General features: G+C 47.3%; 17 protein-coding genes. 5 read left to right on the top strand and 12 right to left on the bottom strand.

Going from position 1 to position 20,367, the window contains the following annotated elements; all coding sequences use genetic code 11:
• Positions 1–5 precede the first annotated feature (5 nt).
• From ABZR88_RS03005 to ABZR88_RS02985, 5 genes are all read left to right on the top strand, one after another.
• On the top strand, positions 6–584 hold the full coding sequence (locus tag ABZR88_RS03005; protein ID WP_107829546.1) for a DUF4833 domain-containing protein: 579 nt from the start codon (positions 6–8) through the stop codon (positions 582–584).
• Between the two features lie 7 nt (positions 585–591).
• Positions 592–1,212 (top strand): sterol desaturase family protein, encoded by a 621-nt coding sequence (locus ABZR88_RS03000; RefSeq protein WP_107829544.1) that lies wholly within the window; start codon positions 592–594, stop codon positions 1,210–1,212.
• A complete protein-coding gene (locus ABZR88_RS02995; RefSeq protein WP_107829542.1) occupies positions 1,213–2,157 on the top strand; it encodes a phosphatase PAP2 family protein in 945 nt (314 codons plus the stop codon).
• A 129-nt stretch (positions 2,158–2,286) separates the two neighbouring features.
• A complete protein-coding gene (locus ABZR88_RS02990; RefSeq protein ID WP_107829539.1) occupies positions 2,287–3,360 on the top strand; it encodes a hypothetical protein in 1,074 nt (357 codons plus the stop codon).
• 107 nt (positions 3,361–3,467) lie between these two features.
• Positions 3,468–4,043 carry a CAP domain-containing protein gene (locus ABZR88_RS02985; RefSeq protein ID WP_107829537.1) on the top strand — a complete coding sequence of 192 codons (576 nt, stop codon included), beginning with the start codon at positions 3,468–3,470 and terminating at the stop codon, positions 4,041–4,043.
• 390 nt (positions 4,044–4,433) lie between these two features.
• Here ABZR88_RS02985 and pgl read toward each other — a convergent pair whose 3' ends face one another.
• The 12 genes from pgl to ABZR88_RS02925 form a co-directional block, all read right to left on the bottom strand.
• Positions 4,434–5,162 (bottom strand): 6-phosphogluconolactonase, encoded by a 729-nt coding sequence (gene pgl / locus ABZR88_RS02980; RefSeq protein WP_107829535.1) that lies wholly within the window; start codon positions 5,160–5,162, stop codon positions 4,434–4,436.
• 105 nt (positions 5,163–5,267) lie between these two features.
• Positions 5,268–6,782: a glucose-6-phosphate dehydrogenase gene (gene zwf / locus ABZR88_RS02975; protein ID WP_107829533.1), complete on the bottom strand. Its 1,515-nt coding sequence runs from the start codon at positions 6,780–6,782 to the stop codon at positions 5,268–5,270.
• 26 nt (positions 6,783–6,808) lie between these two features.
• Positions 6,809–8,221 (bottom strand): NADP-dependent phosphogluconate dehydrogenase, encoded by a 1,413-nt coding sequence (gene gndA / locus ABZR88_RS02970; RefSeq protein WP_107829532.1) that lies wholly within the window; start codon positions 8,219–8,221, stop codon positions 6,809–6,811.
• Position 8,222: 1 nt separating this feature from the next.
• Positions 8,223–8,846, bottom strand: a complete 624-nt coding sequence (locus ABZR88_RS02965) for an HAD family hydrolase (RefSeq protein ID WP_107830171.1) — start codon at positions 8,844–8,846, stop codon at positions 8,223–8,225.
• Positions 8,847–8,859: 13 nt separating this feature from the next.
• Positions 8,860–9,954, bottom strand: a complete 1,095-nt coding sequence (tal, locus tag ABZR88_RS02960; protein ID WP_107829530.1) for a transaldolase — start codon at positions 9,952–9,954, stop codon at positions 8,860–8,862.
• Positions 9,955–10,127: 173 nt separating this feature from the next.
• Positions 10,128–10,820 carry a ribose 5-phosphate isomerase A gene (gene rpiA / locus ABZR88_RS02955; protein WP_107829528.1) on the bottom strand — a complete coding sequence of 231 codons (693 nt, stop codon included), beginning with the start codon at positions 10,818–10,820 and terminating at the stop codon, positions 10,128–10,130.
• A 93-nt stretch (positions 10,821–10,913) separates the two neighbouring features.
• On the bottom strand, positions 10,914–12,917 hold the full coding sequence (gene tkt / locus ABZR88_RS02950; RefSeq protein ID WP_107829526.1) for a transketolase: 2,004 nt from the start codon (positions 12,915–12,917) through the stop codon (positions 10,914–10,916).
• A gap of 29 nt (positions 12,918–12,946) precedes the next feature.
• Complete coding sequence (locus ABZR88_RS02945; RefSeq protein WP_107829524.1) at positions 12,947–13,690, bottom strand: ROK family protein; 744 nt, start codon at positions 13,688–13,690, stop codon at positions 12,947–12,949.
• A gap of 407 nt (positions 13,691–14,097) precedes the next feature.
• Positions 14,098–15,111, bottom strand: coding sequence for a zinc-binding alcohol dehydrogenase family protein (locus ABZR88_RS02940; protein WP_107829522.1), 1,014 nt, complete (start codon positions 15,109–15,111; stop codon positions 14,098–14,100).
• Positions 15,112–15,124: 13 nt separating this feature from the next.
• Positions 15,125–16,162, bottom strand: coding sequence for an aldo/keto reductase (locus ABZR88_RS02935; RefSeq protein WP_107829520.1), 1,038 nt, complete (start codon positions 16,160–16,162; stop codon positions 15,125–15,127).
• Positions 16,163–16,355: 193 nt separating this feature from the next.
• On the bottom strand, positions 16,356–19,295 hold the full coding sequence (locus ABZR88_RS02930; protein WP_107829518.1) for a TonB-dependent receptor: 2,940 nt from the start codon (positions 19,293–19,295) through the stop codon (positions 16,356–16,358).
• 79 nt (positions 19,296–19,374) lie between these two features.
• Positions 19,375–20,343: a hypothetical protein gene (locus ABZR88_RS02925; protein WP_211309839.1), complete on the bottom strand. Its 969-nt coding sequence runs from the start codon at positions 20,341–20,343 to the stop codon at positions 19,375–19,377.
• Positions 20,344–20,367: the final 24 nt, after the last annotated feature.

Here is a 20,367-nt window from a genome sequence, read left to right as displayed (position 1 = left end):
ATTTAATGCGCTTATTGATTACACTGCTGTCATTCTTTACACTCACAGCATTTACCGGTTTAAAAACATCGCCAGCCATTACGGCTGCAAGTGATACCTCCAGAAAAGCTCCAAAAAAGGAAATCCATTTCCCTGACCCGGTTGGCATAAACAGACTGTTCTATGTACAGCGCGACCCTAACACCAACACGGTGATTTATGAGCTGAACGCCAACAGAAACGGTGAACTTGATGCCGATCAGCCTGTACACCCCTACTGGATTAAATATGCCGATAAGGGCCAAAAAGATGAGTTGAATTACATACAGCGCAAGTTTGCTTATGGCCTGAATACCAAAGAGGTAAAGCCCGGCGTTTTTGATGTACGTTTTGTTTGCTACAAAAAACTGGCAATGACGCTGATGAAGCACACTGACGGTAAATATCATATCTTCGCAACAATTGGCAAGAAGCAAGCCATACTTAATCGTATATTTGCAAAAATTGAAGGAGGATCGTTCTGGCTGCCCAACATAGTTTATGTTGAGCTGAAAGGAATTGAGGCAGAGACCGGTAAAGAAATAACAGAACGCTTTAAACCCTGAGTGAATTATGAAGAAGAACTACGTTTCTAACTCGACCGAATCGGTAAGGATGTTTAAGAGTGACTTTTTAGAGTCGCTTTCAAAAGTTCATTTCACCGTTCCGTTATACGTGTATGTACCCGTAATTTTGGCATGCTGCTATATGGCGCTGTTCAAAACCGCACTGGGCATATTAAACTTTGCAGAAATGCTGGTAGCCGGCCTGTTCATCTGGTCGTTGACTGAATATATACTGCACCGTTTTGTATTTCATTATGTACCAAAGGCAGAATGGGCGCTGCGTTTGCACTTCATCTTCCACGGCGTGCATCATGATTACCCGAGCGATGCCAAGCGCCTGGTGATGCCGCTCTCAGCAAGTATTCCGCTGGCTACAGGTTTCTTCTTTCTGTTTAAATCGCTGTTGCCGGTAGATCATGTTTGGGGCTTCTTTGCTGGTTTTATTATTGGCTACCTGGTTTATGATATTGGTCATTACGCCATTCACCACTTCAACTTTAAAAGCGGTATGTGGAAAAAGATCAAGCAACACCACATGCTGCACCACTACCAGGATCCGGGCAAAGGTTATGGCGTAAGCTCACCTTTCTGGGATAAGATCTTCCGTTCTGATTTCATTAAGAAATAAATGTTGACTGCTGCTGCAGAAGGTCCTCAAGGTATAAAAGTTAACCTGCGCTCGGTGATCGTTTTATCGGTCATCTCTATTGCATACCTGCTGCTTTCTGTTTTTCTGGTAGGTTTCAAGAGCGATGAAGTGGTGCTGGTTGCCATCGTCAATGTGTTGTTTTATACCTCGGCCATTACGCGCAAGTTCATCCTTGGCTTCTCTATCTTTATTGTGTATTGGATCGTTTTCGATTATATGAAGGCCTTCCCCAATTACAATTTCAACCCGGTACATATTGCAGATGTTTATCACTTTGAAAAACATCTTTTCGGCATACATGAGGGTAATAAACTTCTAACGCCTAATGAATACTGGCTTATTCACAGCAAACCATGGATGGATGTGGTTTGCGGTCTGTTCTACCTCTGCTGGATTCCCGTTCCGCTCGGCTTTGCAACTTACCTGTTTTTCACCCGCAAAAAAGAGTTTCTGTATTTTGCCCTTACCTTCTTTACGGTAAACCTGCTGGGCTTTGTGGTTTATTACACCTTCCCCGCCGCACCGCCGTGGTATGTACAGTTACATGGCTTTCAGTTTTTTGCACATACACCCGGCAACACCGGTGGCCTGGCCCGTTTTGATGCCTACTTTCATGGGCAGGTCTTTAAATCTATTTACGCTAAAGGCTCTAACGTGTTTGCGGCCATGCCGTCGCTGCACTCGTCATACCCCATCATCGTTCTTTATTATGGTTTAAAGAACCGCATTAAAGTAGGCAGCGCTTTCTTTATTGTGGTGATGCTGGGCATCTGGTTTACAGCAGTTTATGCCAGTCACCACTATGTGGTGGACGTATTGGCAGGCATTGTGTGTGCAATTACGGGCATTTCGCTGTTTAATTCCGTCGCCAAACTTAATCCCGTTAAATCCTTTTTAAACAATTACGAAAAAATTATTTCTTAAAACAAAACCTTATTAGCCTATTTTTAAACCTGGGTTAAATAAGGGTAATTGTTACATTTAATAATCTGGGCTTGGAGCATTTGCGGCATATTTTTTGCAAGGCAATACTCACCTACAGATACTTGTGTTATGAAAAAATTGTTACCGCTCCTTCTGTTCTTCCTGTGTATCAGCGCTAAATATGCCGCTGCCCAAAAACTGGGCGGAATGGATAGCCTGATGCTGAAGGTTGATTCGGCAGCAAAAGATCCGGATTTAATTGAAGAGGATGTAGCCATGTACACAAATGCAGACACCGCACAACAACCGGTCATTGCCATGTACGTTACCCACCCTAATTTATACAAAAGCCCAAAGATAGATAGCTCTGAAATTAACGCGCCCTTTAAATCTGTAACCGACGTTGATCTGCAGGCCAGTCTGAAAAAGAATGTAACGGCATCATTAGGCGCATTTAAATCGCAGTTTAATAACGATACCTTACGTGCCGGTGCGCATCCCAGACTACCATCAAACATCAGCGCACTGAAACGCGAGGTGGGCCTGATTGCGAATGACACCCTGCGGGCCATGTATTACAACATCATTGCCGGCTATTACTTGAAATACGATTCTATCACTCCGCGCAACACGCGGTACGCTTACCAGTCGTCGGCCATTGATTTTACCATCAAGGCCATCCACGCTTATTCACGCTATAGTGATACCAACGGACTACGCACCAGCTTTGATAACCTTACCAAGATTTATAAAGACCAGGGCAAGTTTAGCCAGGCCAAGTGGTTCATTCTGCAATCAAACACCCTGTCACGCGCAAGGAAGGACGTTCCGAACATCATCAAATCATTGGTGACGCTGGCCAACATCAAAACACAGATCAGAGATTATAAACTAGCGAAACGCGATTTGGACGAAGCATTGGAGTTGAGCACCCAGAACCACTTCGCTAAACAGGAGTCGGCTGTGCAGGCGCAATATGCCGCTTTGTACGATGACATGAATCAACCTGAAAAATCACTGGCTGCTGCCAAACGCCATAACTTCCTGGATGATTCTATTGCCAAAGCCGCTGCACGCCGCCTGGCCGCCGACAAAGACTCTGCCGACCAGGCCAAAAAAAAACTGCTGACCGAGGTAAACACCAGCAGGAAAACCTCGCACGGAATTACACCCGGCTCCTCCAAGAAAACCGTTACATTATAAGTTTTATAGTTGCCGGTTTAATCATTCTTCTTTTAGTTATAGTTTTCAAACCAAAAAAATAATATTGCCATTAAACTACCGTTTGGATTATCAGTCTTAAGAGCAATATGAGTAAAAGATTTACGAGAGGGATATTACTCTGCACCATCGCGCTGCTACCCGGCATTGTGCGCGCGCAGTCGCCATCGGCAGAGCGTTTCAAGAACGAATTCTTGTATCGAATTAACTCCGTGAGGGCACACGGCTGCAACTGCGGCACCAAATGGTTCCCGCCGGTGGGTCCGCTTACATGGAATGTTTTATTACAGAAATCAGCCTATGGCCATGCCAAGGACATGAATGACAAAGATTATTTTAGCCACACCAGCAAAGACGGCCGCAGCATGGAAGACCGCATTGTGCTGGCCGGTTATATATTTAACGGTTTTAAAAGCTTTTACATTGGCGAGAACATTGCCAAAGGCCAGCAAAGCATAGCCGAAGTAACCGATGCCTGGTTTAAAAGCGCACACCACTGCCAGAACCTGATGAGCCCCGTATTTAAAGAAGTGGCTGTGGTGCAATATAACGACACCTGGGTGCAAGATTTTGGCGGCCGTGAGGCATACAGCCCCGCAGAACAAAAAGCCCTGCTAAGCGGCCGGATGAGGGTGAGCGGAATGGATAAGCATAATAATAAGTAAAGATTAGTGGGTGAATCCCCCCCCTTGTCATTCCGAACGAACAAGGGCTGGCTGGTGAAGTGGGGTGAGGAGGAATCTTATCCCCCATGCCTTTCCGTCGGCCAATCGCACATATAGGATTTTTTCACTTCGTTCAAGAGAGTAGTTCTCCCGTTGGTCGAAATGACAACTGTATAAAACGAGAAAGGCGATGAATCATCATCGCCTTTCTCGTTTTATACCGATTGTCATTTCGAAGAAGCAGCGGAGGGAAAGCGCGTAAGGGCGACTGATAAATCTTAGACGTTTGGCTTGTCCACATGACAGGCATGGGGGTTAAGATTTTTTCACTTCGTTCAAGAGAGTAGTTCTCCCGTTGGTCGAAATGACATGGGAATTATAGGAATATACCTATTTCTTACTCAAAGCAGCAGCAGCTGGCTCATCCATAAACCACTGTACATCGCCGTCCTGGGTAATCAACTGAGCCGGATAAAGCTCGATATCCAGATCGTCTTCCAGAATGTGTTTAATAGCTTCTGCTTTGCCCGCACCGTAAACGAGGAACGCAATGTGGCGCGACAGGTTAATTAACGCGGCCGTCATTGTGATGCGGTACATTTTAACCTCGTCAATATACAGCGCTCTTACCGATACCGAAGTATCATGTAATACAGGAGTGTAAGGGAATAACGACGCCGTGTGTGAGTTATCGCCCAGACCCAGCAACATCAAATCAAACTGTGGCGATTCGCTTTTGAAATAAGTGTTGATCGCATCGGTATAAGCCTCCGCAGCGGCCTCCGGACCAAATTCTGTTTTGATAGGGAACACCTGTGCATCGGCAATCTGCAATGGCTCAAACAGCGCCGTTTTAGCCATCAGGTAATTGCTGTTTTTATCGTCGCGGGGTACGTTACGCTCATCACCGAAGAAGAAATCAACCTTGGTCCAGTCTAACGCAGTAGCATAGTCTGACACCAGCAGTTCATACAGTTTTTTAGGTGAAGATCCTCCAGACAGCGATACCGAATAGCGGCCATGATGATCAATAGCATCTTTGCCGGTGGCTACAAAATGCTCGGCCAGGCTGCGCAATACATCGGCCTCGGAGGCAGATATGTTCAATTTTACAGACATGTTTTCAATTTTAAATGTAGGCTTATAACAAGGGAGACACAAATATGTGTCTCTACAGTTTTATCCGTAGAGACGCATAATTGCGTCTCCCAATTGTATTATTAATTACTTCTTACTCGTCAACGGCAGGGTAAACCAGTGGAAACCATCGCGGGCAATCAATGCCTCGGCGCTTTCCGGTCCCCATGAATCAGCCGAATAGTTCGGGAAGCTCAGGCTCTTTTTGTTCTGCCATGTGTTCAATATCGGCATAACCAGTTCCCATGCACTCTCCACCTGGTCGCCACGCATAAACAGCGTTTGGTCGCCCATCATGGTATCCAGCAACAGGGTTTCATAAGCCTCTGGCGTCTGGTTGCTATAGGTACCTTTATAGTCAAACACCATATCAACCGGGTTCAGGATCATATCCAGACCAGGGCGTTTAGCCTGTACTTGCAATCTGATGCTCATCTCCGGTTGGATGCTGATGATCAGCCTGTTTTGTGCCCAACTTTCAGATGTTTCTGAAGGGAATACTTTGTGCGGCACATCTCTGAACTGAATGGTAATAACAGATGCCGATTGGTGCAAACGTTTGCCTGTACGCAGGTAAAACGGTACACCCTGCCAGCGCCAGTTATCAACAAAGAACTTAATGGCAGCAAAAGTCTCGGTGTTTGATTGCGGATCAACTTTAGCCTCTTCGCGGTAGCCCGGTACTTCTTTACCTTCCATCCAGCCTTTGGCGTATTGGCCTCGCACTGTAGAGTTGCGCACATCATCGGCAGTAAACGGACGCATAGCGCGCAGTACTTCTACCTTACGGTTACGCACTTCATCGCTTTCCCAGTTAATTGGAGTTTCCATAGCCACCAGACAAAGTAATTGCAACAGGTGATTCTGGATCATATCGCGCAGGGCGCCAGAGCCATCGTAGTAATCACCACGCTCGCCCATACCCAACTGCTCAGTAACCGAGATCTGTACGTGCTCTATATAATTGCGGTTCCACAGTGGCTCAAACAGTGAGTTAGCAAAGCGGAACGCCATGATGTTTTGCACGGTCTCTTTACCCAGATAGTGATCAATACGGTAGATCTGACACTCATCAAAGATATTAGCCAACAACTGGTTCAGCTCTTTAGCCGATTCCAGGTCATGACCAAATGGCTTTTCTATCACCACGCGCACACGCTTGGTATCCTGCGTAAGCTTGGCTTTAGACAGGTTTGAGGCGATGATAGGGAAGAAGTTTGGCGATACGGCCATGTAGTAGATCACGTTTGGCTTGGTTTTCCAATCTGCGGCGTGTTTCTCTATACGGGTACCAAACTCTTTGTATGACTCGTGATCTTTAACATCTGATGATTGGTAGTAAACGCTCTCTGAGAAAGCTTTCCATTTTACAGGATCGGCTTTACCGCTGCGTGAGAACTGGTTGATACCATCCAGCAGTGTTTGACGGTACTGCTCATCAGTATATTTGGTACGACCGGTACCTATGATGCTGAACTGTTTTGGCATCCATCCATCCAGGTACAGATTATAAAGCGCTGGGGCTAATTTGCGCATATTCAAATCGCCGGTGCCGCCAAAAATGACGAATACCGTAGGATCTGATTTTATTTGTGTGTTCATTGTAATTCTTCTGTTGGGTTACGGTATTATTTGGCGGTCCACTGTGTGTGGAATTTGCCTTCTTTGCCAATCAGCTCATAAGTATGCGCACCAAAGTAATCGCGTTGAGCCTGGGTTAAGTTTGATGGCATACGGCCACTGCGGAAAGCATCAAAATAGCTTAATGAAGCCGCAAATGCAGGCGTAGCAATACCGGCAGCCATTGTTTTAGATAATAATCCACGCAGACCACCTACCGCGCCGCTTACCTTAGTTTTCACGTCGTCATCCAGCAGCAAGTGCTCCAGACCAGCGTTTTTGGTGTAAGCGTTGGTGATATCAAACAGAATTTCTGAACGGATGATACAACCCGCACGCCAGATACGTGCAATTTCGCCCAGTTTCAGATCGTAGTTATACTCGGTTGAAGCGTTGGTCAGCATGTGCATACCTTGCGCGTAAGAAACGATCATGGCGAAGTAGAAAGCACTTTCCAGATCGGCCAGTACCTGCTCACGGTTGGCGTCCAGTTGTGCCGGCGTACCATACAGACCTTCGGCTTGTACACGCAATTGTTTGTATTTAGACATATCGCGCATGGCTACAGAGCTGTCTACAGTTGGTAGAGGTGCCTGCAGATCCATCGCTACCTGCGATGTCCATTTACCGGTACCTTTGGCACGGGCTTCGTCTTTAATGTCGTCAATCAACAGGTGATCTGTACCCGGTGCTTTGTACTTAAAGATGTCTTTGGTAATTTCTACCAGGAAACATTTAACGCGGCCTTCGTTCCATTTTTCAAACACCTGCTGCATTTCCTCATTGGTCATGCCCAGGCCTTTCTTCATTACCTCGTAAGCTTCTGCAATCAGCTGCATTACGCCATACTCAATACCGTTGTGCACCATCTTCACAAAGTGACCAGATGCACCCGGACCAACGTAGGTTACGCATGGCTCGCCATTTGCGCGGGCCGCAATGGCCTCAAAAATGTGTTTTACCACTTTGTAGGCTTCGGGGTCGCCGCCCGGCATCATGCTTGGGCCGCGGCGTGCGCCTTCTTCACCACCAGATACACCCATACCGAAGAAGTGCAGACCTTTATCCTGCAGCTCCACCACACGGCGGTTAGTATCGGCAAAATAAGAGTTACCACCGTCAATAATCAGGTCACCCTTGTCTAGCACAGGAATTAATTCAGCAATTACGTCGTCTACAATTTTGCCGGCAGGTACCAGCATCATTACTGCCCTTGGCTTGCTCAGGCTTTGTACAAACTCGTTCAGATCGCTAAATCCTTTTACATTTTTACCGGCTCCCTCCTGCGCGAGGGCGGCGGCTTTTTCGGCATCCTTGTCGTAGCCGGCCACGGCAAAATCATGATCGGCCATGTTTAGCAATAAGTTGCGGCCCATGGTACCCAGACCAATCATCCCGAAGGCATACTGTGCTGTACTCATTTTACTTGAAGTTTTCTAATTTAAGATCCTCTAATATTTGTTTTGTTGTTTGAAAGTCTGTGTGCTGAAAAGCACGGATACCCAAACCTTTAGCCATGTTAACAAACATGATCCGGTCGTCAAAGTATACGCACTGATCTGCAGATACCTGGGCTATGCCCATGGCCAGTTTCCAGATGCCGGGATCTGGTTTACGCAAGCTTACCTCGCACGAGGACACGAAAGCGTCAAAGCAATCATGCAGCCCGAATTTTTTTACGCGGTAATCATTCAGCTCCTTGCCCTCGTTATTGATGGAGATGATGCGGAAACCGCAATCTTTCTTCCACTCTTTCATCCAGGCCAGCATATCGGGCAGTTCTACCGACTGCTCATACATAAATGCTTTAAAATCTTCGCGGGTAAAATTGCGCTCGTGGTTGAAGATCACCGTATCCAGGTAATCATCCAGCGTAACGCCGCCAATTTCATAAACGTTGAAGATAAAGTTGTGCAGGGAGTTCACTTCCTCGTAATCCAGGCCGAATTTTTTGGCTGCCAGTTTACGTGATTCATGCCCCCAGCCGTTGCTGAGCAGGATGCCCCCGATATCGAAGAACAATATTTTGATGCGGTCGCTTTTCATTGAAACGGCGATATTAGCTTTTATTTTTCTGATCTTCAATTGCTTTTAACAATTTTTCGAAAGGTTTATTGAATTTATCAACTCCTTCGTCCTCCAATTGCTGGGTAATTTTGTCAATATCGATGCCTGCTTGCTTCAATTTTTCCAGCGTTTGGGTGGCTTTATCAGTGTCTTGTTCCAGCGTATTGGCCACAATACCATGATCGCGGAAAGCGTCGATAGTTTCCAGCGGAACGGTATCTACCGTATCGGCACCAATCAGCGCCTCTACATATTTGGTATCTTTAAAAGCCGGATTTTTGCTGCTAGTACTGGCCCACAATAAGCGCTGCGGTTTAGCGCCTGCGTCAGCCAGTTTTTGCCAGCGAGGGCCGGCAAACACGCGTTTATAAATCTCATAAGCTTTTTTTGCTGACGCGATAGCAACCTCGCCTTTCAGATCGGCCAGGCCTTTCTCGTCCAGCATGGGGTCAACCAGCACGTCTATACGGCTCAGAAAGAAACTGGCTACCGATGCAATTTTGGCAATGTCTTTACCCGCGGCCAAAGCTTCCTCTAAACCCGAGATGTAGGCTTCGGTCACTTCTTCATAACGCGGCAAACCGAACAACAGGGTAACGTTAATATTGATGCCTGCGGCGATAGAACGACGGATGGCTTCTAAACCCGGCTTAGTGCCCGGAATTTTAATCATCACGTTCTCGCGCCCAACCTTTCCCCACAATTCTTCGGCTTGTTTGGTAGTGCCCTCGGTATCCAGCGCCAGAAATGGCGATACTTCCAGGCTTACGTAACCATCGCCGCCATCGGCTTCGTCAAATACGCCGCGGAACAGATCAGCAGCTGTTTGTATATCTTTTATGGCTACGCTGAAGAATAATTCCTCATTGGTATTAGCCTGCGGTGCCAGTGCAGCAATATCAGCATCATAGTCTGAGCTGCTGCTGATGGCTTTCTCAAAGATGGCAGGATTAGAGGTAACGCCGCGAACGCCGTCCTCGTCAATCAACTTTTTCAGTTTACCCGAGGTCATGATCTCGCGGTCAATGAAATCAAGCCAGATGCTCTGGCCAAAATCATGTATCTGTTTTACTTTATTAGTTGCCATGGTAGTGTATTCTGTTAGATGTTAAACCTTATTAACCTTTGTCATTGCGAGGAGGGACGACGAAGCAATCTCGTCGGGTTCTATTTGCGAGCGACGGGATTGCTTCGTCACCCTCATGCGCTTACCCCCGCTGTTCCTCGCAATGACAATCGGGAATAAAACAATGTGTTTACTCAATTAGCCGCCATAATAATCTGCGGCTTATAGCCGATAAACAGCCCGCTTTCTATTACACCGGTAATAGATTTGATATCTTTTTCTAATGTTAAAGGTACTTCATTAAAATGGCAATCCAGAATCAGGTTGTTATTCTCGGTAATTACCGGTCCGTCTTTACCCTTGGCCGGGCGGATTTTTATGTCAGTTGCACCCAGTTCCAATAGTCCTTTTTCTGCTAATAACAGCGCCTGCGGAAACACTTCTACCGGGATTGGGAAATTGGTACAAAGTTTTTCTACCTGCTTGCTTTCATCCACAATAATATAGTTTACCGGGCTGCTGCTCATCAGCATCTTTTCTTTGAACATGGCCCCGCCCCTGCCTTTAATCAGGCTATTGTTGGGATCGACCTCATCGGCACCGTCAAACAACCAATCGGGCTGATGCTCATATAACGACGTTACCGGCACGCCCAGCTTGGCGCAGAACATGGAGATCTCGATAGAGGTAGTAATCCCCTTCACATTCAATCCCTCGGTTTTGATACGTTCTGCAATAGCCACCAGCGCCAGGTATGATGTTGAACCTGAACCGATGCCAATCACATCGCCATCTTTTACCTTAGCGGCAATCTCCTGGGCTACCTTTTGCTTACCGCTGATATTAATAATCTCGGCCGACCAGTCGAGTTTTTCTATTAATGACATTTTTTCTAATTGGTTAGAATCAAGAACAGGGACTCAAGAAACAAGAGAAACTACTTTCCTCCTGCTTCTTGATTTTCCACTCTTGAATCTCTTCTATAAAAGTGCTTTAGCGCGCGCTACCACATTATCTACTGTAAAGCCAAACTCCTTAAACAGCTGATCTGCCGGGGCAGACTCGCCGAAGGTGGTCATGCCAATTACGTCGCCTTCATCGGTTACGTATTTGTGCCAGCCCATTGGCGATGCTGCTTCAACAGCCAAACGCTTCCGGATATTTTTAGGGAATACCGATGCTTTGTATTCGGCTGATTGTTTCTCAAACAACTCCCATGATGGCATGCTTACAACTCGGGCATTGATACCTTCTGCTTTAAGTTGCTCCTGCGCCTGCATAATCAACGATACTTCAGAACCGGTTGCCATCAAGATTACCTGAGGCTCGCCATCGCTGTCTGACAGTACATAGGCGCCTTTTGCCACATTATCAGCCTTGGCATATTTATCCTGATCAATAACCGGCAGGCCCTGACGGGTGAACACCAGCACCACCGGACCACCTTTGTGGGCTATGGCTGTGCGCCATGCTTGTACGCTCTCATTTGCGTCAGCCGGGCGGATTATGGTTACATTGGGTATTGAGCGTAGCGATGCCAGTTGTTCTACCGGTTGGTGAGTAGTGCCGTCTTCACCCAAACCAATGCTATCATGGGTATAAACAAATATCGGGCGGATCTTCATAATGGCTGCCAAACGGATTGGCGGGCGCATGTACTCAGAAAAGATGAGGAACGTAGCACCGTAAGGGATAACGCCTTTGGTGAGCGCCATACCATTCAGTGCAGAACCCATGGCATGTTCGCGGATACCGAAGTGGAAGTTGCGGCCAGCACGGTGCTCAACCGTGAACGACTCATATTTTTTCAGCAACGTATCGGTAGACGGAGCCAAATCGGCAGCGCCACCAATCAGGTGCGGCAGTTTGTCGGCAACAGCATTCAGGGCCTTGCCTGATGCTACGCGGGTAGCTATTTTGCCATCTTCCGGTTTAAATACCGGCAGGTTGGCGTCCCAGCCCTCTGGCAGTTCTTCTTTGCCGGCCAGTTCCAGCTCGGCGGCCAGTTCCGGGAATTCTGCTTTGTATTTGGCGTAAAGCTTGTTCCACTCCTCTTCCATCGGTGCACCTTTGGCACCGGCGGCACGGTAATATTTCAATACGTCATCTGACACATCAAAAGATTTCTCCGGATCAAACCCGAAGAACTGTTTTACCAGCTTCACCTCATCGGCACCCAGCGGCGAGCCGTGTGCACCGGCGGTGTTAGCTTTATTAGGGCTACCATAGGCAATCTGCGTACGTACTTTGATGAGCGATGGCTTGCTGACCTCGGCACGGGCATTACGCACGGCTATTGAAATAGCCTCGATATCGTTGCCGTCGGCCACTTCTTGCACGTGCCAGCCGTAAGCGCGGAAACGGGCGGCTACATCTTCGTTAAAAGTGATATCGGTATCGCCTTCTATCGAGATGTGGTTGTCGTCATACAAATAGATCATGTTACCCAACTGCAGGTGACCGGCCAGCGAGGCGGCCTCTGAGGCTACGCCCTCCATCAGATCACCGTCTGAACAGATGGCGTAAACATGATAGTCAAAAACATCGTACCCCGGCTTGTTGTAACGGGCAGCCAGGTGTTTCTGCGCTATGGCAAAACCCACACCGTTGGCAAAACCCTGCCCTAACGGACCGGTTGTTACCTCAATCCCCGGGCACAAACCATGCTCCGGGTGACCGGCGGTTTTGCTATGCAGCTGGCGGAAGTTTTTAATATCGTCCATAGACAGATCGTAACCCGTCAAATACAGAAAGCTGTATTGCAGCATACAAGCGTGACCTGCCGAAAGAATGAATCTATCGCGGTTGGCCCAATCCGGATTTTTAGGGTTGTAGCGCATATATTGCGTCCACAGCACATGAGCCATCGGCGCCAGCGCCATTGGTGTACCCGGGTGACCAGAATTGGCTTTCTGCACTGCATCTGCCGAAAGTACCCTCACGGTATCTATACCTAAATGTTCGATATTTTTTTCTGTAGCCATTGCTTACTATTGTTTTTATAGATGATAAACTATTTTACTGCAAGTATATTCTGATCGTGTTTTTTCTCCTGCCACAAGCGCGCGCCGCCTTTAATACCGTCTTGGTTGGTTACCAGTTTCATGTTTTTATCCAGCTTGCCGGTCAGCTTTTTGGCATTGCCTCCGCCTATGTATAAGGTATCGTAATTAAATACAGTTTTCAGTATTTTAAAAACCTTATCCATGCGTTTGTTCCAACGTTTTTCGCCTATGTCTTCCAGTGCGGCCTCGCCTACCCAGGTATCATAGGTATCTTTTTTAGTAACTGGCAGGTGCGCCAGTTCAAAGTGCGGCAACAGCATGCCGTCCTGCAACAAAGCAGTGCCAAAACCGGTGCCCAGGGTAATCACCATTTCCAGGCCTTTGCCATCAACCACACCCAGGCCCTGCATATCGGCATCGTTTACTACGCGTGTCGGGGCTTTCAGCACATCTGCCAGTTTTTCCTGGAGCTTAAAGCCAGACCACTCTTTGGTACCCAGGTTAGGGGCGGTTTTCACCACGCCTCCTTTTACATAGCCTGGAAAGCCAACAGAGATATTGGTGTATGCTGGAAAACCTTTTACTAATTCTTTAATGGCTATTAACAGATTTTCGGGCGTAGACGGGTGCGGCGTAGTCACCTTGTCATAGTCCATCATCAGTTTGCCTTGTTTGTTCAGGATAGTGGCCTTGATATGAGAGCCGCCAATATCGATAGAAAGAACCTTAAATTGGTCAGAGGTATTTTTCATCTTTAGGTGTAGTCAGGGGTTGGCTGATAAACAAATATCTAAAATGTGTAACGAATATTTACCACATTAATAGAAAGATAATAACACGGAAATGTAAAGGTTGTTGTCTGAACCAGGATTTTTAGGAATTGGAAGGATTTATAGGATTTTTATTTCGCATCAACTTACAACGTACTATCCTCTAGTCATCCCGAACTTGTTTCGGGACCCCACGGACAGATTATCGCGCGCACTTTAACATCCCTGACCATCCTATGTGCCAGCTTAGCATGTGGGGTGCTGAAACAAGTTCAGCATGACGTAGCAAAAAAAGAGGCGCAAAATATTGCGCCTCTTCAAAATCATAAAATTCCGAAATCGAACATCCGATATCCGAAATAGTTCCCCCTTCAGGGGGCTAGGGGGACTTATACCTCTACCATCGCCTTAATCACGCCGTTCTTTGGATCGAGCCATGATTTAAATTCGGCTTTTACCTCGTCAAAGTTTACGCGGTGGGTGATGTAGTTGGTTGGGTCTACCAACCCTTTTTTCATCGAAGCAATTACGTGCTCAAAATCGGCGCGGGTTGCGTTGCGGCTGCTCATCAGGGTAGCCTCGCGTTTGTGGAACTCTGGATGCATGACGCTGATCTCGCCTTTTTGCAGACCCACCAGTACGTAGCGACCGCCATGAGCCAGGTATTGGAAACCGTTGTTAATAGCACGCTGACTGCCGGTAGCATCAATTACTACAGTCGGGAAGTCATCATTGGTGATTTTCTTCAGTGCCTCTACCACATCTTCCGTAGCACCGTTGATGGTATGGTGTACTTTCAATTTGTTTTTGCAGAAGTCAAGACGCTGCTCATTGATATCCATAGCAATTACCTGCGCACCGGCAATGCGGGCAAACTCCATAATACCTAAACCAATTGGGCCGGCACCTACTACCAGTACAAACTCACCAGGCTGCACATCGGCTCTGCGTACGCCGTGGGCGCCAATAGCTAATGGTTCTACCAAGGCCAGTTCATCAAAAGACAAACCCTCGCCGTGGATCAATGAGTACGATGGTACCTGCAGGTATTCTACCATGCCGCCATCTACGTGCACACCGCACACGTTTATTTTGGTGCAGCAGTTGGGTTTGCCCATGCGGCAGGCAATACAAGTACCGCAGTTAAAGTAAGGGATAAAAGTCACCCGTTCGCCTTTTTCAAAACCCTCGGCGCCATCGGCTTCTACCAGTTCTGCAGCCAGCTCATGACCCAGGATGCGCGGATAGCTAAAGAAAGGCTGCGTGCCCTCAAAAGCGTGCAGGTCTGTGCCGCAAATGCCAATGCGCTTTATTTTTAGAATAGCGTGATCTTTTTTCAGTTCAGGTTTAGCGGCCTCGTTATATTCAAAAGTGCCGGGAGTAGTGCAGGTTAATATTTTCATTTCGTATCAGTTCTTACTTTAGTATAAGGCCCAAAGCCCTTTCGCTAATTAATCCTTTGTTAAACAGTTGCTGCCAAAAATCAGCCGGGATGGCGGCGCCCGCCATATCCACGTTATCTTTCACGCGTTTTGCGTTGGTGGTGTTGAGCGCTATGGCTTTTACACCCGGCGCATTGAGGCCAAACTTCACGCAGGCCTCGGCAGGTTTAACGCCGAAGGCATCGCAAATGGCATTGAACTCATCGCGCCAGTTAAATACGGATTGATGGGCTGCATTATTGCGATCCATCTCTTTATAATCATAAAAATTACCACCGGTTAAAAAACCCGCATGGAACACCGCCGAGTTGATGATAGTAACACCTTTGGCGGCCAGCTCTTCCATAAAATCGAGTAGATCATCAGGATGGTTTTTAATGGTCATGCTGTTGGCAATCATCACCCAGTCCAGCGCTACGTCTTTGCTGATCTGCTGAATAATGGGCCATTTTTTAGCACCCACGCCAATGGCCTGTACCCTGCCTTGTGCTTTCAGATCGGCCAGCGCGCGATAGGCTTCCAGCACATCCTGATAACGTTGCTGGCGCTCGGCTTCAGATGCTGCGGCATCCAGGTACTCATCCGGATCATGTACCGATACCATTTGTGGTTTGTAATCGCCCAGCAATTCGTTGCCTTGCTCAAAGCACTCCAGGATGCCATCGTAGCTGATCTTCTGCACGGCATCAAACTCCAGATCTTTCCAAACACCGGGCTCGAAAGTTGGCTCGGGCGTGGTAAGCGGCACACGCAGCCAGCCCAATTTATTGCTGATGAGTACATCCTCTGGGGCAACACCCAGCTGCTTGAGACATTTGCCGAGGCTTTCCAGCGCCAGGCCAGCACCATATTTCCCAGCCGAGTCAAACACCACGGGCAAAGCGGAGTGTTCTACACATTGCTCAACAATGGCACACTTGGCATCTTGCGGCAATGCCGTAAAAAGGTTACCCAAACCACTGGTACCAAAAATTACCGGCGGCAGGTTATTTTGCGAATTGGATTTTTCCATAGATGTGGGTTGTGCGGATGGCGGCAGGTGGTGATAGAGGGTTCTTTCAAACCTTAAAATACCTTGCGCCTCACGCCTGGCCGCAAAGATAGCATAACCAAACAGCTAACTGTGCATCTCCGTCATGCGCCAACAAAAAACCGGGCCTGCTTTTTGTGCAGGGCCCGGTAGTAAACAATAACAAACATTAACATCAATTATAGATAAAGCTACCATCGCCACGGCGTTTCATTTCTTTGCCGCCGCGCATTGGTCTGCCGCTCCATTTTTGCAGATTAAGACGGAAACCTATCAGGAAGTATCGGCTCAGCGAACTTGAAATGGTATTGGTTACACCGCCATTTTGTGCGGTTTGCTGTAGAAAGTTGTTCTGGTGCAGAATATCAAACACATCGAAAGTAACGGTGAACTGGCGTTTCTGACCAAACTCCTTCTGGAAGCCGCCATCAATTACCAACGGACTAGCAGTAATAGATGGTGTAGCAATGCCGTTGCCATTTTGCTGAGTTAGGTTGATGAATTGCTTGCGGGCATCGTAGTGAATGTTAAAGGTTTTAAAGAAATAAAACCTACCATCAATGGCTAATGAATTGGTTACTTGCGTACTGGAAGGATTACCCAGGGTTGTATTGAAGTTACGGCCCAGGGCTGTACTTACGTAAGGGTTAATCTCCACATTATCGCTCGGATTGATACGCGGACCAAAACGCTCGTTAAAATACCAGCCGGTGGTATGTGCTAGTTGATTATTGGTCATGTAGGTATTATAGTTATAGCTAACGCTACCGTTTAAAGCCAGGTTGTACTTTCTATCAGCCAGTTGTTTTGATATATTATAGCTACCACCAATAGTTTCGTCGCCGGTAAGGTTCACAAAGTTGGTTACGTTATAAGTTTTACCAACTGCGGGTTTATAGCCGGGTGTGCCAGGCGTACCTACCGCAGGTGTAATTACCTGAGTTACCTGCACCACGTTGGTTGTCACTTCATTAGTGGTATAGTTACCGTTACCGTTGACTGAGATATTGAACCTTGAGTTAGGGAAATAATTATTGTACTGCAAATTAAGACCGTTAACCAGCGATGGTTTCAGATTAGGGTTACCCACTATAATGTTGTTAGCATTAGTTCTGTCGGTATACGGCTGTAACTGATAAAACTGCGGCTCGTTGATATTGCTGGTGTAGTTAAGTGAAATACGCTCAGTGCGAGACCATGAATACGAGAACCTGAATACCGGCAATACCTGAAACACATTTTGGGTAATGGTTACGTTCTGTCCAGCTGAAGCATTCAGCTTACTACCACTCAGTTTGTAAGGCTCAAATAACACACCCAAAGAGAGGTTAACCTTGGTACCCTGGTACTGATAGTTGAAATATAAACGCGTATCGGTAGTAGCGTAATTGTATCGTTGCGCCAGCGTATCTACCAAATGTGCTACTCCATCGGGCCCTACCAACTGGGTGTAGCTGTTAACATTGTGGTCATTATGCGTCATTTGGCCATTAAATACCAGGCGGCCATACTCACTCACCGGCTCACTATAGGTTGAGCTTACCCTTGTGGTATTGGTGATGTTGGTAGAATACTTTAAGGTATGCGCCAAGGAGTCTTTTACCAGGGTGTTGCGGGTACTGTCAGCGTAGTTTCTGATATCGTTATTATAGTCGGTGTTAGATTGGGTATTGCTCCAATTGTAGCTGGCCTGGAATGAAAAAGCACGATTATGCGTACGGAACCGGTGCACAAACAATGCTAAAGCGCCCGCTGCCGTATTTGGTGCTTTAGTACTTTGCACACCTGTAGTTACCCTGTGTTCAAAGGTTGTTACTGGCACACCGTTTACATAAGTTGGCTGGCCAGTACTCGGATCAATCACGTAGGTGTGAGTTACGTTATCCTGACTGCTGTTACTAGACGTTTCTGTTGTTGAATAAGAATAGCTGGGTTGCACCTGCAAATAGTTCAGGCTGTCGATCTGATAATCCAGCTCCACATTTGCCTGCCGGCCATTACTGTTGGTTTTATTAGACCCATTGTTAGAGAATGTACCAAAGCTTTTGCTGGTAGACTGGTTACCATAAGATTGACTGACGGAATTACGGTTGTTCACGGTAAAACCAGCACCGCTATTAATCTGTACTTTAGGGCCATATTGGTCGCGATATGTAACAGTGGGGGCAATTCTTAAGGCCGTACCCGGACTGCCGCCGGTGCCGCCATTGCCACCGGCTGTGCCTGTTGAGGCAATACCCGTAACCAGGTTCTGTACGTTGCCAATTAAGCCTATTTGCTGGTTAGCATTAATTCGCTGCACAAATAACTGCCCGTTATAACGATCATGATCACCTGCCTGCGCGGTTAACCGTCCCGTAGTACCAACAGATCTGTCGGCCTTGGTTGTTACGTTCAAAATCTTCTGCGGATCACCGCTTTTAATACCCGTGTGGGCAGCCTGATCGCCATAATCATCAACCACCTGGGCCTTCTCAATAATATCTGCAGGCAGGTTTTGTACAGCCTGAGCTACGTCGCCGGTACCATATTCTTTACCGTTCAGCTTTACTTTGGTAATTGCCTGACCCTGGTGAGTAACCGAACCATCACTGCCCACTTCAAAGCCTTCCATCTTCTTCAGCAATTCATCAAGGGTTGCATTTGGGCGCACTTTATAGTCGGTAGCACGATACTCAATCGTATCTGTTTTGTAAACGATACTTGGCGTACCATTAACCACAACTTCTTTTAGTTGCGTGGTAGCAGATTCCAGTACCACCGGATTAAGCGTCAGGCGTGGTATGGCATCGTTGTTCAGCATTTTCTGCACCTTAGATTTGTACCCCAAACTACTTACAGAAAGTACAAACGACGCCGATTTTACGTTTTTGAAGATGAACACGCCATCGGCATTGGTTGCGGTAGACATGGTATCTTTTGGCGACTCAAGTTTAACCACTGCGCCTGGTAACGTAGCGTCACTTTTATCTTTTACAATACCGCTCACCTGGCGGGTTGGCACGGGCGGCGGCAGGCTTTGCTGGCGTTGCTGCGAACGCTGAAAATTATTTTGTGCCAGCAGCTTGCCGCTGCACAAAATAACAGCCAATATTATGAGTATGCGTGTCTTCATAAGGTTAGTTTAAAAGCAATAACATGCCCTACCCGCACGAGGCAGGGCCTGATTTAGGTTGATTATTTAATTGTGTTGATTACTGTTTTTTAGCCAGGGTATATTTACCCCAAAAGTCTGTCGGGTTGAACATATCGGCCATGGTGGCACCGCCGCCGCCAAAACCACCGCGACCACCGCCGCCGCCACCGAAACCTCGGCCGCCGCCGCCGCCGCCGAAGCCACGACCGCCGCCACCTCCACCGCCGCCGAAGCCGCCGCCGCCATTTCCGCCGCCGCCGTTGCCTCCTCCACCGTTGCCTCCTCCGCCAAAGCCACCGCGGCCACCACCCTGGCCACCGCCGTTGTTGTCGCGGTTTTCACGGTTACGGTTAAACTGCACGCCGTTAACTTTCAGGTTGTAAGCCAGCTGTTTGGTATCGCCAACTTTTAGGCCCATTAATTTAAGAGGTACTGAGAGTTCGTAAATAAAATTGCCGCTATCATCATAGCTAACGGCTGCCTTTATGCTGTATTCGTTATAGATAGAGATCACGCTATCTGGAATATCTTTAAAACCACGAATGTTGATATCTTTAGCCTCATCTAAGGCAGTACGCATATTAGCAATAGCAGATGAGTCTGGCGTGCTGCTGCTTCCCTGACCCGGACCGCCATTACCACGGCGCCCGAACGAGTTACGCATATTTTCGCGGTTAATTACCGGGAAGGTAAGGGCATAAGCATCCTCTTCTTTCTTTTTACCCTCGGTATTGATACTTAAAGTAATACCGCCGGCCAGTATTTTACGGTTGTTCATCTGGTCTGTAGATTTTACTACCAGGTAGATGTTTTTATCATCATTAGCCAGGGTATAATTTAGCAGCGTGGTTTTGTTACTAGCTGCCAGGCCCTGACCCCACTCGGTCAGCTTGCCATCAACTTTTGTTCCGGCTGGCGCCCATACGCTGCCATCCTGTACGTTTTGCGCCTGCACGTTAAAGCCTGCTCCTGCTACCAGCATTGCTGCCAGGGCCGCTTTTGTCCATTTTCGCATCGTTCTATTCATAACTTATTCTTCGGTTTTATAAAG

Origin of the sequence: Mucilaginibacter yixingensis, assembly GCF_041080815.1 — a bacterium.
Taxonomy (GTDB): domain Bacteria; phylum Bacteroidota; class Bacteroidia; order Sphingobacteriales; family Sphingobacteriaceae; genus Mucilaginibacter; species Mucilaginibacter yixingensis.
Note: the sequence above shows the minus strand (reverse complement) of the source record. Positions and strands in the feature narration are given on the sequence as shown.